We start from the raw sequence: 13,909 nt of genomic DNA, 5'->3' as shown, positions 1-13,909 counted from the left end.
GCATGGAGCTGACCAGTACTAATCGGTCGAGGGCTTATCCAAATATGCAAGTGATAATTCGCATGTTTCGTTTCGAATCTAGTTTTCAGAGAACGATCTCTGAAATGAAAATTGGTACATCACAGAACGTGTGTATGATTTTCAGTTCCATATCTGATTTCAAGAAGCTATGCTTCGACAAATCGCGTTTGGTGGCGATGGCGGAGGGGTTCCACACGTACCCATCCCGAACACGACCGTTAAGCCCTCTAGCGCCGATGGTACTTGGACCGCAGGGTCCTGGGAGAGTAGGACGCCGCCAAGCAATCTAAAGACACACTTGATGATATCGAGTGTGTCTTTTTTGTTTTTATTTTACACCGGGAAACAACTAACTTTACAGATCAGAGTGCACCAGGACCTACACTGTATGATTAGACTGACTATTGATTAAAGCTGCTATATGTATTTCATCTATTTGAATTCCAGACTCTCATAGCTTCGTTCAGCAACCTTTCAGTTGAATTTAACGTACGTTTCAGTGGGATGGGGTATAGTGAAGCCATGTAAAAACGAGGAGGACCATAATGAATATATCTCCTGCAGCCAGCTCCACAACATCATACATATCGACATCTTCGAGTTCGGACAATTCAAGTAGTTTAGAGAAACAAAAGACGAAGCTTGAGGCTCAACTGGAGAAAGTACAGTCCAGCAAGGACGATGAGAAGACGAAGGAGACAAAGACCAAACAGCTTGAACAGCAGATCAAGCAGATTGAGGCGCAGATTGCACAGCAAAGCTCTCAAGGATCCGGTACAGCCGTTGCTAAGGAGGCGCCACCTGCCCAACCTTCAGCCAATGGAAAGGGCATAGCTACCCCTAAGGAAATTGCGAACGCAACAACAGATAGCAATGGTCGATTTGATATACGTAATCTAGTTTAGGATATAAACAAGCCCTGCCCGATCTTTATGGATCGTGCAGGGCTTGTTTATGGTTTTTGTTAGATAATTTATAAAGTCTACCTACAATTTATCAACGTTCCATTTATCGTCTATCTGATACCACTATATTATCTGTTAACGTTATTCAGACTGCAACGCGTTGATTCGCTCCGTAAGGGAACGTTTTCTATAGTACAGGGCTATGGTAGCGAGAACCAGCATTTCGGATAGCGGTACGGCAAGCCAGACACCCGTGACACCAAAGAATGAAGGCAGGACTGCAATCAACGCAATCATGATGATCATCTCACGCGCAGCTGTGATCCAAATGGCCATTTTGGCATTACCAACAGATTGGAAATAGGTGCTCATGACAAAGTTAACACCCATAAACACATAGGCAAATGTAAATATACGTAATCCGTAAACGGCATTATCCGTTACGCCACTACTGAAGTTTCCAAAGATTTGCACGAAATAAGGTGCACCGATCTGAACGACAAGCAGTAACAATAGACCACATGCGAGAGCCGTTTTGGTGGCTAACCGTATCGTTTGTTGTACCCGTTTAACCTGACTTGCACCGTGATAATAGCTTATCAGAGGTTGGGCAGCGGATGCCAGACCCAGGAAAGCCAACAATACAACACCATGAATGTAGTTCAACACGGTAAAGGATGCTACACCATCCGTACCCGCAATGCGGTCCATGGAGATATTGTGAGAGACAGAGAAGACCGACATGCCAAGTTCAGCCAGAAAGCTGGGGAAACCAATGAGTAGAAGGGAAGCCAGCAGTTTGTTGTTCCATTTGAACCGGGTGAACGTGAGATTATTTGTTTTTTTGAAAAAATGAGTAAACAGGACAAGTAGCGCAAGAGAGGCCGATACGATGGTACCGATGGCCACACCGCGTACACCCCATTCGAGTACATACAATGTTACATAATTAATGACGATATTGGCCACAGCAAACGTAATCTGAGCGTACATGGACGTGTTGGGGTTCCCATCGTTTCGTACAAAAACAGAGAGTGCATTCTCAATGGTGAAAACAAACCCGAACAATAACATGATATTCATATAGTCCGAAGCAAACGGGAAGGTCTCGGCGTTAGCACCGAGGGAGTATACCAGCTTGTCTTTGAACGTAAATGCAGTATATCCAATGGCTATCGTAACTAGCATAATCAGCATAATGGATTTGGTGAAAATTTGTTTGGCTGATGTGATATCTTTTCTACCCATAGCGTTGGAGTACAACGTTGCCCCGCCCATACCAATCCACAGCGACATGGCAACAAAAAGCGTGTAGACAGGTGAGGCAATGCCGATCCCGGCCATCGCGGTAGAACCCAGTTTGTGTCCTACCATAATGCCGTCGATAATAAAATTAAAAGCAACTACCAGCATCCCCAATACAGAAGGCACGAGGTAGCTTATAAAAGCTTTGCCTACAGATTGCCCTTCCAATGGATGCGTCCAATTCGTATTCATAATGACCTCCGTTAGTAAACTGAATGTTCATTCTGTATTTAATAATACTGAACGTTCGTTCTGTATGATAACACGCCATGAATTCTCTTGGCAACTTTTGCGTTTAAATATCGTTTATGTGGTAGAGTAGGTGGATATTTATAAGGCGGGAGGAATCTCTTGATGAAACAAAATAAATACGATGAAGCTGAGTTTTTTAATAAATACAGTAAGATGGCTCGTTCCGTTCAAGGGCTGGATGCAGCGGGGGAGTGGCATGAACTGCAGACTCTTTTGCCTGATTTGAAGGACAAGCGTGTGCTGGATTTGGGATGTGGTTTTGGGTGGCATTGCCGGTATGCGCGTGAACAACAAGCGAGTTCAGTGATCGGTGTAGATTTGTCTGAAAATATGCTTCAGCGCGCTCGTGAAATGACGGACGATCCGCAGATCGAGTACAAGCAGCTGGCGATTGAAGATATTGATTTTGTACCGGGACAATTCGACGTTGTGATCAGTTCACTTGCCTTGCATTATATTGAAAGATTAGACACGGTGTACGCTAAGATCAATGATTGTCTCGTAGAAGGGGGCACATTTGTACTATCCTCCGAACATCCCATCTTCACCGCTCGCGCTGCGCAGGATTGGCATTACGGACCTGAAGGTGAGATCCTGCACTGGCCCGTGGATGATTACCACGATGAAGGGAAGCGTGTGGCGAACTTTCTGAATCAGGACGTGGTCAAATATCATCGCACACTGGCAACACATATAAATGAACTCATTAAGGCAGGGTTTGCTATTCAAAAGGTGGCTGAATCCAAACCATCACCAGAGATGATCGAACAGGTTCCAGGCATGAGAGACGAGAATCGGAGACCTATGTTTTTGATGATTGCTGCGGTTAAAGTATAACGATGAAAATGATACGTTAGACCAGAGAGCAGAAAGAAACTGAGGAAGTGGAGCGTTCGCCTAAAAACTTTCTAATAGAGATTTCTAACTAAGCAAACTTGAAGGATCAGTATGTTCAGTGATATTGAACATGCTGTTTTTTATTTTGCTACAATAATAAGAAATAATGTCCAAAAGAGGGAACCAAACCACATTAGACTCAGTCATATTAAGTGAGGTGAACAACAGTTGGATGATCAATTACTGGCACAGGCTCAGACTATAGACAATTACACACTTAGCAGCATGATGGATGACTACGGAAACGATGTGTGGAATTACGCTTATTTTCTGACCAAAAATGCCGAGCAGGCAGATGAATTGTCACAGGAGGTATTTATTCGGGCGTACTCGGGGATCGCTCATTATCGTGGAGATTGCTCATTGAAAACCTGGCTGTTGACGATTACTAGAAACACCACTTTTACATATCGAAAATCCAGATTTTTTCGTAGCAGTCTGTGGGGAGAGACGTTACCCATTGAGACAGAGCGTGGGGGTTCGAGCCAAAAAGTCATGATTGCAGAGCAGCCTGCACATCCTTCGGCCGAGATGGAAGTGATGCGTAAGGAGCATATCCATGAAATCTGGGATATTGTTCTGGCGTTGCCAAAGAAGTTCCGGGAGATTCTTTTACTGAATTTGAAATATGATCTTACGACGAGTGAGATTGCTGAGATGTTGAAAATCAGCTCAGGCACAGTAAAATCCAGACTATCCCGAGGTAAGGAGAAGGTACGAAAACAATGGGAGGAGCGAAGCAAATGAGACACAAGGATGAGCAATGGGAGAAGGAAATCCGGAAAGGACCGTTTGCGTCGTCTCCTTTTACAGAGGATCACAAGCGAAAGGTGCTTCAACAGGTGGAATGGATGAAGAAGTCGGAAGAGGGAAGCAAAGGAGACAAGCCAGAGAGCAGGTCCAGGTTGTCCAGGCCGTTTAGACCGCAAGTGAAAAATGCTTCACACAAGCGACGCCCTAGAAGAGGGCCTCTTGTTGCCGGCACGGGTGCGTTGGTTATTGCTGCTGGATTGTTCCTATGGATCTGGGATGATGGACAGCTGGTGAAACCCGTGATCGAGCAGGTCTATCCGACAGCAGCGTTACAGTTATCCGATGGATTGAACACAAATCTGCTAACCGACATAATGAAAAGAAATGTTGCGACTACGATGCGAGACGATCTGGGTAAACAGTTGAAGATTACGAAAGTGGAAGATTTGCCTGTATCCGGCAGAATATATGTAGAGACTGGAAATGAAAGTGAGAAGGAGTATGCGCAGATATGGCTCGATGCAACAACAGGAAATCTGCGTGAAGTACAGATGAGACGTGAGATGCAGCCAAGCGAGCTGGAACACCGTTATCTGCGTCAAGTTCCATCACTATTGCAAAGTATAGGCAGTACTCCAACGCTTAAACCTGTATCAGTCCAGCGTTATGTGAGTATGAAGCAAGGGGAGTCGGAGCCAATATCGCATACGACATTAGCGTTAGAGAATGAGACTGGTTATGGGGAGATTGTATGGAAACAGGACGAGGCTGTATCCATTTCAGGCGACCTTAGTCCTGATCAGGTATCTCAGGCAGTGCTGGCGGATGCCAGAAACGCGATTGAGGCTCTGTCTGGTAAAGCCAATCTTGATCTGGTAAGAGCAAGCCGAAGCAAAGATGATGAACTTGGCAAGGATACAGTCTTTTTTTCCTTTAAAGATAACTACTTTGTCCAGATGACCGAAGGAAAAGAGGGCTTGGGTTATACGGTTGGGGATGCCAATCATTATGAGCAAGACTTTGCAGACTGGGAAGAAATAGAGGCTTATTATCAGGAACTATATAACATACAGGAGTCTCTTCTTAGAGGAGAAGTAGAACCTATAATTAAAAAAATATTTAAAATGGATCTTCAAGCGTATAAACTTCACCGTAATCCTGACCATCCAGGCATGGTCACATTTGAACTGGAGTCGAGCAAGGATGTTTTTCAGGTTGAATACAGGGAAGATGGACGGATCAAGATGATCACAAGAGGGGAGTTATAGGGCTTGATCTTACATGTTACAATTTACTTCATAGATGGAATAAGTATAAGGAGATAACGATGAAATATTTGGTGAGTTCATGTCTGGCGGGGGTAGCTTGCCGTTACAATGGAACAGCGAGCCTGGATGAGAAGATTCAGGAGCTTGTGGAGCAGGAGCAGGCGAAGATGGTGTGTCCGGAGTTGCTCGGCGGATTCTCCACTCCACGGGAACCGGCTGAAATTATCGGTGGAACGGGCAAGGACGTACTGGCAGGCACTGCAAAAGTGATTGAGAAAAGTGGCAAGGATGTCACAGACCTATATATCAAGGGAGCCTATCAGACACTCGAATGGGCGCGAGAATTGAATGTATCGTGTGTGGTACTGAAGGAGTTTAGTCCGTCCTGTGGTACACAGATGATCTATGATGGGAATTTTGCCAACCACAAGGTAACTGGAGAAGGTGTCACCTCAGCATTGCTGCGACAAGAAGGATATACCGTCATTTCTGAAAATGAATGGATGGAGCAACTATAGGTCGCACAGATATCGTTTCATATTCACAGAAAAGCCGCTGGATTATATCCTGGCGGCTTTTCTGTTGTCTACCATTATTTTTCTCATTAAATGAATAAAGTCGATTTTCCTGAAATGCTAACAAACAATATGGATACATACGATATAGATATAAGATATAAAAGGCTATCTACTATTTAAAGTGGGGGAATAATCATGTCAATTCAGTCTAAGCCAAAATATAAGAAAGGAAATAAACTCAAAAATATAAAATTAACAACAACGATGGTCATTATGACTGTGATTAGTCTAATCGGCTTGTTTACTGTTTTTCTGATTGGGATTTTCGGAATGAACGAAGCAAAAACAGGACAAGGTATCCTCTACAATGACCGTTTCCAGCATCAAACCAATGTCCTTGAATTGAAAAGTGATTTCTATAATATGCGTGCCAATTATACAAAGGTTCTTGATAATGCAGAGTATACCGACAAACAGTACGATCAAGTTCAGAAAGGTAAGAAGAGTATCACGGATGGCATGAATGAATTTTCAGCAAGAAACTTGGATACCAAAGAAAAAGAGATATTTGCAGATTTGGTAGCAAAGATGGATACATATTATCAGGATATTGAGCAAATCATGGATACCAAAAAGATGTCGGGCACCTACGATAGTGAGGAGAGAGGAAGAATTAACAAAAGCAGTACAGCGATTGTGGAGACGATCACCCTTTTGAGTGCGTATAACGAAGAAGAGTCAGCCAAGCTCTATGCGGATACACAGGAAGTAATTCAGCAGCGAGCATTGGTGCTCGGTTCGGTTCTTTTGCTTTCACTTGCAGCACTCATTCTTATTTCATTTGTAGTGATTCGCAGTATACGTCAACGAATGAAAGCTATCACCCGTTATTGTGAAGAAATAACACAAGGCAACTTAACGGCATCCTTAGATCCGCGTCTAACACAGGGAAATAATGAGATAAGTGTCATCGCACGGGCTATTCGTACAATGACCGATTCCACAACAAATGTCATTCGTGGTGTAATTCAGGAATCTCATCATATCAACCAGGTTAGCGATCTTACCAACCAGAACATGGCTGGTCTGAATGAACGGATTCGTGAAGTATCAGCTACAGTTGAAGAGCTCTCGGCTGCAATGGAAGAGGCTTCAGCCCATACGGAAAATATGAATCATTCGGCTGCTGAGATGCAACAGGGAGCTGAATATATATCGGAACAGACATCTAAACAAGCAGAATCCGCCTATGTGACCAGCACAAAGGCTGAAAAGTTGAAGCAGGAAGCCCGCGAATCGAGCCGAGCAGCCATAGACATGTATGATCATACGAGTAAGAAAATGTCAGAAGCGCTGGAACGTGCAACAGCTGTAGATCAGATTGGTATATTATCTCAGTCTATTTTGGATGTTACAGCGCAGACTAATCTGCTTGCACTCAATGCATCCATTGAAGCTGCAAGAGCTGGAGAAGCAGGGAGAGGTTTTGCGGTTGTAGCAAGTGAGATTCGAAAGTTGGCTGATGATTCCAGACAGGCTGCCGATCAAATCCAACAGGTCACGGAAGAGGTTATGCAGTCTGTAACCAATCTGTCCTCGAATGCCAAAGAGTTGCTATCCTTTATGTTCAATCAGGTTGGCAAAGATTATAAATTATTGGAGGATACAGCTGAACAGTATTATGTCGACTCCCTTGATCATGCCAATGCAGTTAAAGATCTCAATGCAACCTCACAACAAGTGACTGCAAATATCAAAATACTAGTGGGCTCCATTCACGAGATTGCATCAGCCAGTGAACAATCAGCCGCATCCAGTCAGGAAATCGCAGGACATATGGTCGCCTCTACTGCGCAATCTGTGGAAGTAGTTAAACAATCTGATCAAGTCAAGGATAGTGCATTAAATCTGAATAAGCTGGTTCAAGATTTCAAGATTTAAAAGGAAAAGAGTCGTAGATAATCTACTAGGGCCATGTAAGTGTCCTGGTGGATTATCGCTGTCTCTCATCCAATACTTACTTTTATAAACCAAGAAACAATAATGTGCGTACTTTTAATTTATGCGTATAGAACCTAAACTAATACTTGAGATGAAACAACTTAAACATTATTGTTCAACATAAAAAAATATATAAAAAGGACGTGGAGCTCCATGGAAGTTACAGCAAAGTCAAAGACAAAGGAAGACATCTTAAAGGCTTATCATTTCCGGCATGCAACAAAGATATTTGATGATACCCGCAAAATCTCGGATGAGGATTTCCAATTTATATTGGAAACAGGCAGATTATCCCCAAGTTCCATTGGTCTTGAACCGTGGAAGTTTCTGATTGTACAAAATCCGAACCTGCGTAAGCGTCTGTCCGAAGTCTCTTCCGGTGCTCAAAAGCAATTGGCTACAGCGAGCCACTTTGTTGTTATTTTGGCTCGGTCCGATGCCAGTTATAATTCTCCCTATGCGGAATACATGTTGAAGGAAACAAAGGGAATGCCGGACGACGTATTTGAGCTAACAAGTCAGGCTTATGGAAAGTTCCAAAATAACCAGAGAATTCTGGAGAATCCACGATCATTATTTGACTGGGCATCCAAACAGACTTATATTGCACTTGGTAACATGATGACGGCGGCAGCTCAAATTGAGATTGATTCCTGCCCAATTGAAGGTTTCAGCCGTGAGGATGTCCATCGGATTATGGAAGAAGAGGGTTTGCTGGAGGATGGTGCATGGGACGTCTCGGTAATGGCAGCCTTCGGTTATCGGGTAGAGGAGCCTATGCGTGAGAAGTCCCGACAATCCGTTGAGAAAATTACCCATTGGATTAACTGAATACAGCATGAATTCAATATGAATCAAAACGATGATTAAGATCTAAAATCTAACTTAACATTATAGGACAGGATCATAACAGAATCGAAACAGCCCTTTCCAGATGTTAGAAGGATGGAAAGGGCTGTTTTTTTTTTTATAAAAAGAACTTGAAAATGCATAGATGTCTATGTATAATGAGTTCATGCCTAAATACAACGCAATTGCACTGATTGCAAGAATCAGAGACCATGTCAACAAACGGATTGTACACGAATTGGAACAGCATGAGGTAACAGGGATTGTTCCTTCTCATGGAGATGTATTGATGTTCTTGTACCGGGAAGAGACGCTGTCGATCAAGATGTTGGCTGAACGGGTTCAACGCACGCAACCAACGGTAACGGTACTGGTCAACAAGCTGGAGAAGCTTGGCTATGTTGAACGCAGCAAGAGTGCCGAAGATAGCCGAGTGACGATGATTCGCCTAACCGAACAGGGGAAGCGACTCGAACCGATCTTTCATCAGGTTTCAGAGCAGATTAATGACATCATCTATAGTGGCTTGTCCGATGAACAGTCGGAGCAATTGGAGAGCTTGCTGTCCATTATTGTCCGAAAGTTATAATGAATGAACTCTTCTGTCTGCAACCCTTCCACATTTGAATGGGGTGGAGGCAGGGGAGCCCAAATATTTTTTTGACCATATACATAGATATCTATGTATATGAAACGTATCAAGCGTATCAATGTAACCCCATTTCCACAACCTAACTCAAACCAAACCTGGAGGGATTCACACTATGAAACATCTTATCGTATATGCTCACCCACGCACAGACAGCCTTAATAATGCAATCCTCATTACTACTGTAGAAGCTCTCGAAGCTCAAGGTCATGAAGTGGTTGTTCGTGACTTATATAAGCTTGGATTCCAACCCGTACTGACTGAAGATGATACAGCTTCCATGCGCGCAGGGCAGACACCACAGGATATCGCTACAGAGCAGCAGTTTGTTACGGATGCAGAAGCTATTACATTCATCTATCCGATCTGGTGGACAGGTCTTCCTGCCATTATGAAAGGATATGTTGACCGTGTATTCGCCTATGGTTTTGCATATGCAGCGGGTGAAGCGGGAATTGAGAAATTGCTGACAGGCAAAAAAGGACTCATCATCAACACACATGGTACACCAAGTGAAATATATGATCAGATTGGCATGACTGCTGGATTGAAAATAACTTCAGACGTAGGTATCTTCGATTTTGTAGGCATTGAAGCCGTAGATCATCTGCTCTTTGGAAGTATTGGATACCTGGATGCACCCGCATATCAAGCCATGTTGGATCAGGTTAAACAAACGGTTACAACCAAATTCTAATATGGATGTTGATTCTAAATTTGGATTCCATATGATTCCAGACCGACTCAATCATGAGTCGGTTTGTTTGTTCATGTGTTTGCAAAATGGATGAAAGGGGGTATAATCGTACCCATGGAACCTATACTTATATTCAAAGCGTTATCGAACGAGACACGTAGACAAATCCTGTTGTGGCTCAAAAACCCGGAGCAACACTTTCCACCGCTGGAACTATCTCAGCATCCGGATGGTGGCAAGAACGGAATCTGTGTTGGCACGATTCAACTGAAGGCTGGACTGGCTCAGTCGGTTATATCCAGTTATCTGCTGACTATGCTCAAGGCAGGATTGTTGCTCTCCGAGCGAAGAGGACAATGGACGTATTATCGGCGCAACGAGGAGACGATCCGTCAGTTTGCCGAGTACGTGCAGAACGAGTTATAAGCCGGATGCCGGAACGGAAGCTAGGATGCACTTGCAGGCAGGGATTCCGTCCGGATGTAAACGGCTAGTTTATCATCACATCACCATATCCAGTTGCGATTTAATTAATCTATATATCTGGATATACAAAAATATAATCATCGAGGAGATTAAACGATAATGACTACAGAAAATACGGCTTCATCCCATAAAGAACACATCAATGACGTTAAGCTTTCCATCCTGGATCTGGCTCCTGTCGTAGTGGGTGCAACACCTGCTGATGCTTTGCGCAACAGCCTGGATCTGGCACAGCATGCTGAGCGTTGGGGATATCACCGTTACTGGGTAGCTGAACATCACAACATGCCGGGTATTGCTTCATCCGCAACTTCGGTTGTTATTGGATATCTGGCTGGTGGAACCAAAACGATTCGTCTGGGTTCAGGAGGCATCATGTTGCCTAACCATGCACCGCTTGTCATCGCTGAGCAGTTCGGCACACTGGAATCCTTGTATCCTGGCAGAATTGATCTGGGACTGGGTCGCGCACCAGGTAGTGACCGCCGTACATCGCTTGCACTGCGCAAAGATCTGAACAGTGGGGAAGATTTCCCTGAGCTGTTGGCAGAACTAAGAGCATACTTTGATGCTTCGGCGACATCTTATCATGCGCCTGTTCGCGCAGTTCCTGGAGAAGGATTGAATATTCCAATTTACCTCTTGGGGTCCAGTGATTTCAGTGCACGTCTGGCAGGTCAGCTGGGATTGCCGTTTGCTTTTGCCAGCCACTTCTCGCCCGATTATACCCGGATTGCATTAGAGACGTATCGAAACAACTTCCAACCATCAGAAAGCTTGAAGGAGCCACATGTGATTGTTGGTGTCAATGCTGTTGTTGCGGATACAGACGAAGAAGCAGCATGGCTGGGTACAACGATGCAACAGCAGTTCCTGAACATTATTCGTGGCACAACGGGATTGGTACAGCCTCCGGCAGAGATGGAAGGAAAATGGACGGATCGTGAGAAAGCTGGTGTTGAGCAGACACTGAAAGCAGCTGTGAATGGTTCGCCAGAAACGGTACGTGGACAGCTGGAATCCTTCATCCGGCAGACGCAGGCAGATGAGCTGATTATTACGTCGATGATCTATGATCATAAGGCACGTCTGCATTCCTATGAGTTAATCGCACAATTGGCGGGAAGAGCCTAATCTCCATTTTCAGCGTTAAAGCTGGCTTAATGGAAGGCTAGAGCTATAAATTTACGGTTCGTCTCCCATTGAGGCGAGCCGTTTTTGAATAGGGAGAATTTGCAAATGATTCGTGTGGGGCAGAAGACTCATTTTGGGGTAAAATGACTTTATCGGTTTAATTTGAAACGGTTAATCGGCACCATACGTATAAATCCAGAGTGTTATACATATGTTGGCTTGTACAAGGTACTTTTTTATTCGTGTGTGGGGCATTTATCTAGCTTTATAGTTTAGTTTTGATTAAGCGTCATAAGAGAGGACGACACGCCTATGGAGCAACCTGAGCAACCCCGCGTTTGGCCGGAGCGGTTCAAGCGATTTTTTCTTAACAACAAGTTTGTGCTATTTCTGCTGATTCTGCTGTTGGTGGGACTGAACGTGATGGTTCTGACCAAAGTATCCTTTGTTCTTCATCCGCTCGCAGTACTCATCAAGACGATTGTGTTACCGATCATTCTGTCAGGCATACTCTATTATCTGCTGAATCCGATTGTGGATGTGATGGAGAGGTGGAAAATTAAGCGCGGCTGGTCCATTCTGATCCTGTATCTTGCAATTGGAGGCATTCTGACGGTCGTTGTGCTGGCAGTCATTCCAGTTGTACGTAACCAGATTGTAGGACTAATTGAAAACTTTCCAACGTACAGTGAGACGGTAAAACAGCAGTTTGAGGAGCTTACGGGCAGTAAATTGTTCGGTCAGTTCCAGGAAACGGTGAACCTGAATTCGCAGGACTGGTGGGGAACAATCTCCCAAAAGGCTACTGAAATTCTGAACTCGACCTGGACCAAATTGGGCGGGTTCCTCGGGGCCTTCACGGAGACCGTGTTGTCTATCGTAACGGTTCCGTTTATCCTGTTCTATCTGCTGAAAGACGGCAAGAAGCTGCCAGCGAAAATTCTGTCTTTCCTGCCGATCAAGAGCCGTACGGGCGCAATGCATGTACTGGAAGACATCAATCACCAGATCAGTTCATTCATTCGTGGACAGATTATCGTCAGCTTCTGCATCGGTATCTTGCTCTACATCGGTTATATGGTCATTGGTCTGGATTATGCACTGATTCTTGCAATTATCGCATCGTTCACGAGTGTTGTTCCGTATCTGGGACCAGCAATTGCGATTACACCTGCGTTGATTGTGGCCCTGGTTACTTCGCCAGTGATGCTGCTGAAGATGGTTGCCGTATGGACAATCGTGCAGTTAATCGAGGGTAAATTCATCTCACCACAGATCATGGGCAAAACGCTGAAGATTCATCCGATCACGATTATCTTTGTCATTCTGACTTCGGGTAATCTGTTTGGAGTCGTGGGCATTCTGCTCGCTGTTCCAGGATACGCGGTGCTGAAAGTATGTGTATCACATATCTTCAACTGGTTCAAGGACAGATCCGGCCTGTACGATCCGAACAAGAACAATCTGTTGTAACCGAAGTGGCAAGCTTCAATTGATCGGTAATCAGAAGGAAGAGTCACTTTGTATCCTGTATAAAACGGTACCCTTACCTAGAAGAACCCCCGTCCATCGGCATACAGCCGAGAGGCGGGGGTTCTTCTGCATGAACAAGCTTGGCTGCTGCCTAGCTGTGTTTAATATGTTGGAGTGTTTGCAGGAAAATCTGCTCAATATGAGCATCATCCAGAGAGTAGTACACGGTCTTGCCTTCCTTGCGCCGCTTGACGATCCGCATGTTGCGGAGTGAACGCAGCTGGTGTGAAATGGCCGACTGTCCCATGTCGAGCAGAACCGTCAGGTCATGAACACATAATTCCTTCTGTAACAGCGCATCAATAATACGTAGACGTGTGGGGTCGCTGAATGCCTTGAACCAATCTGCCATCTCGGAAGACGTCTCCCGATCCATGAGTGAAGTGCGAATCGTCTGCACGTCGGCTTCAGTACCCGAGCAGGCTGCATCACATTCGCTTGGTGCTTTAACCGGTTGTTCCATTTCCTATCACCGCCTATGTTAACAACTATAGCTCTATTATATCCAAAAACGGCCTAAAGCGAAATGATTACTATTAGCATAATCTGTATGAAAAATCAACAACGATTGTTGACACTCATGTTTAGGCGTGCATATAATAGGGGTAACCAAACATATGAATGAGTGCTCATATATTGAA

At 44.4% G+C, this 13,909-nt stretch carries 14 protein-coding genes and 1 rRNA gene; 13 read left to right on the top strand and 2 right to left on the bottom strand.

Annotated elements, in window-relative coordinates; translation table 11 throughout:
- Window positions 1-187 precede the first annotated feature (187 nt).
- Window positions 188-304: ribosomal RNA gene (gene rrf / locus IFU39_RS32325) — 5S ribosomal RNA — on the top strand.
- A 262-nt stretch (window positions 305-566) separates the two neighbouring features.
- Window positions 567-926 carry a FlxA-like family protein gene (locus IFU39_RS32320; RefSeq protein WP_192136476.1) on the top strand — a complete coding sequence of 120 codons (360 nt, stop codon included), beginning with the start codon at window positions 567-569 and terminating at the stop codon, window positions 924-926.
- A 141-nt stretch (window positions 927-1,067) separates the two neighbouring features.
- Here the strand turns inward: IFU39_RS32320 and IFU39_RS32315 are convergent, their stop codons facing one another.
- Entirely contained in the window at window positions 1,068-2,423 is a 1,356-nt protein-coding gene (locus IFU39_RS32315) for an MATE family efflux transporter (RefSeq protein ID WP_192136475.1), read from the bottom strand.
- A 162-nt stretch (window positions 2,424-2,585) separates the two neighbouring features.
- Here IFU39_RS32315 and IFU39_RS32310 point away from each other — a divergent pair, with 162 nt between their 5' ends.
- From IFU39_RS32310 to IFU39_RS32260, 11 genes are all read left to right on the top strand, one after another.
- On the top strand, window positions 2,586-3,320 hold the full coding sequence (locus IFU39_RS32310; protein ID WP_192136474.1) for a class I SAM-dependent methyltransferase: 735 nt from the start codon (window positions 2,586-2,588) through the stop codon (window positions 3,318-3,320).
- A gap of 228 nt (window positions 3,321-3,548) precedes the next feature.
- Complete coding sequence (locus IFU39_RS32305) at window positions 3,549-4,127, top strand: RNA polymerase sigma factor (protein WP_091018811.1); 579 nt, start codon at window positions 3,549-3,551, stop codon at window positions 4,125-4,127.
- Window positions 4,124-5,401, top strand: coding sequence for a hypothetical protein (locus IFU39_RS32300; RefSeq protein ID WP_192136473.1), 1,278 nt, complete (start codon window positions 4,124-4,126; stop codon window positions 5,399-5,401). The genes IFU39_RS32305 and IFU39_RS32300 overlap by 4 nt, the downstream gene beginning before the upstream one ends.
- 59 nt (window positions 5,402-5,460) lie before the next feature.
- On the top strand, window positions 5,461-5,919 hold the full coding sequence (locus tag IFU39_RS32295; protein ID WP_192136472.1) for a DUF523 domain-containing protein: 459 nt from the start codon (window positions 5,461-5,463) through the stop codon (window positions 5,917-5,919).
- 195 nt (window positions 5,920-6,114) lie between these two features.
- Window positions 6,115-7,860, top strand: coding sequence for a methyl-accepting chemotaxis protein (locus IFU39_RS32290; protein ID WP_192136471.1), 1,746 nt, complete (start codon window positions 6,115-6,117; stop codon window positions 7,858-7,860).
- A gap of 213 nt (window positions 7,861-8,073) precedes the next feature.
- Complete coding sequence (locus IFU39_RS32285) at window positions 8,074-8,751, top strand: NAD(P)H-dependent oxidoreductase (protein WP_091018804.1); 678 nt, start codon at window positions 8,074-8,076, stop codon at window positions 8,749-8,751.
- A 184-nt stretch (window positions 8,752-8,935) separates the two neighbouring features.
- Window positions 8,936-9,358, top strand: a complete 423-nt coding sequence (locus IFU39_RS32280) for a MarR family winged helix-turn-helix transcriptional regulator (RefSeq protein WP_091018819.1) — start codon at window positions 8,936-8,938, stop codon at window positions 9,356-9,358.
- 175 nt (window positions 9,359-9,533) lie between these two features.
- Window positions 9,534-10,115: an NAD(P)H-dependent oxidoreductase gene (locus tag IFU39_RS32275; protein WP_091018803.1), complete on the top strand. Its 582-nt coding sequence runs from the start codon at window positions 9,534-9,536 to the stop codon at window positions 10,113-10,115.
- Between the two features lie 114 nt (window positions 10,116-10,229).
- A complete protein-coding gene (locus IFU39_RS32270; RefSeq protein ID WP_017690814.1) occupies window positions 10,230-10,541 on the top strand; it encodes an ArsR/SmtB family transcription factor in 312 nt (103 codons plus the stop codon).
- Between the two features lie 159 nt (window positions 10,542-10,700).
- Complete coding sequence (locus IFU39_RS32265) at window positions 10,701-11,735, top strand: LLM class flavin-dependent oxidoreductase (protein WP_091018801.1); 1,035 nt, start codon at window positions 10,701-10,703, stop codon at window positions 11,733-11,735.
- A gap of 312 nt (window positions 11,736-12,047) precedes the next feature.
- Window positions 12,048-13,208 carry an AI-2E family transporter gene (locus IFU39_RS32260; protein ID WP_036614215.1) on the top strand — a complete coding sequence of 387 codons (1,161 nt, stop codon included), beginning with the start codon at window positions 12,048-12,050 and terminating at the stop codon, window positions 13,206-13,208.
- A 151-nt stretch (window positions 13,209-13,359) separates the two neighbouring features.
- Here IFU39_RS32260 and IFU39_RS32255 read toward each other — a convergent pair whose 3' ends face one another.
- Window positions 13,360-13,731 (bottom strand): ArsR/SmtB family transcription factor, encoded by a 372-nt coding sequence (locus IFU39_RS32255; RefSeq protein ID WP_091018799.1) that lies wholly within the window; start codon window positions 13,729-13,731, stop codon window positions 13,360-13,362.
- Between the last annotated feature and the right edge of the window lie 178 nt (window positions 13,732-13,909).

The sequence above is a fragment of the Paenibacillus sp. CFBP 13594 genome (assembly GCF_014842675.1).
GTDB classification, from domain to species: Bacteria; Bacillota; Bacilli; order Paenibacillales; family Paenibacillaceae; genus Paenibacillus; species Paenibacillus amylolyticus_B.
This window is presented reverse-complemented; position numbering and strand designations above follow the sequence as displayed.

What these genes read in the sequence shown, in the direction of transcription:
- IFU39_RS32320 (WP_192136476.1), top strand. Translation starts at nt 567, where the DNA reads ATGAATATATCTCCTGCAGCCAGCTCCACAACATCATACATATCGACA.
- IFU39_RS32315 (WP_192136475.1), bottom strand. Translation starts at nt 2,423, where the DNA reads ATGAATACGAATTGGACGCATCCATTGGAAGGGCAATCTGTAGGCAAA.
- IFU39_RS32310 (WP_192136474.1), top strand. Translation starts at nt 2,586, where the DNA reads ATGAAACAAAATAAATACGATGAAGCTGAGTTTTTTAATAAATACAGT.
- IFU39_RS32300 (WP_192136473.1), top strand. Translation starts at nt 4,124, where the DNA reads ATGAGACACAAGGATGAGCAATGGGAGAAGGAAATCCGGAAAGGACCG.
- IFU39_RS32295 (WP_192136472.1), top strand. Translation starts at nt 5,461, where the DNA reads ATGAAATATTTGGTGAGTTCATGTCTGGCGGGGGTAGCTTGCCGTTAC.
- IFU39_RS32290 (WP_192136471.1), top strand. Translation starts at nt 6,115, where the DNA reads ATGTCAATTCAGTCTAAGCCAAAATATAAGAAAGGAAATAAACTCAAA.
- IFU39_RS32285 (WP_091018804.1), top strand. Translation starts at nt 8,074, where the DNA reads ATGGAAGTTACAGCAAAGTCAAAGACAAAGGAAGACATCTTAAAGGCT.
- IFU39_RS32280 (WP_091018819.1), top strand. Translation starts at nt 8,936, where the DNA reads ATGCCTAAATACAACGCAATTGCACTGATTGCAAGAATCAGAGACCAT.
- IFU39_RS32275 (WP_091018803.1), top strand. Translation starts at nt 9,534, where the DNA reads ATGAAACATCTTATCGTATATGCTCACCCACGCACAGACAGCCTTAAT.
- IFU39_RS32270 (WP_017690814.1), top strand. Translation starts at nt 10,230, where the DNA reads ATGGAACCTATACTTATATTCAAAGCGTTATCGAACGAGACACGTAGA.
- IFU39_RS32265 (WP_091018801.1), top strand. Translation starts at nt 10,701, where the DNA reads ATGACTACAGAAAATACGGCTTCATCCCATAAAGAACACATCAATGAC.
- IFU39_RS32260 (WP_036614215.1), top strand. Translation starts at nt 12,048, where the DNA reads ATGGAGCAACCTGAGCAACCCCGCGTTTGGCCGGAGCGGTTCAAGCGA.
- IFU39_RS32255 (WP_091018799.1), bottom strand. Translation starts at nt 13,731, where the DNA reads ATGGAACAACCGGTTAAAGCACCAAGCGAATGTGATGCAGCCTGCTCG.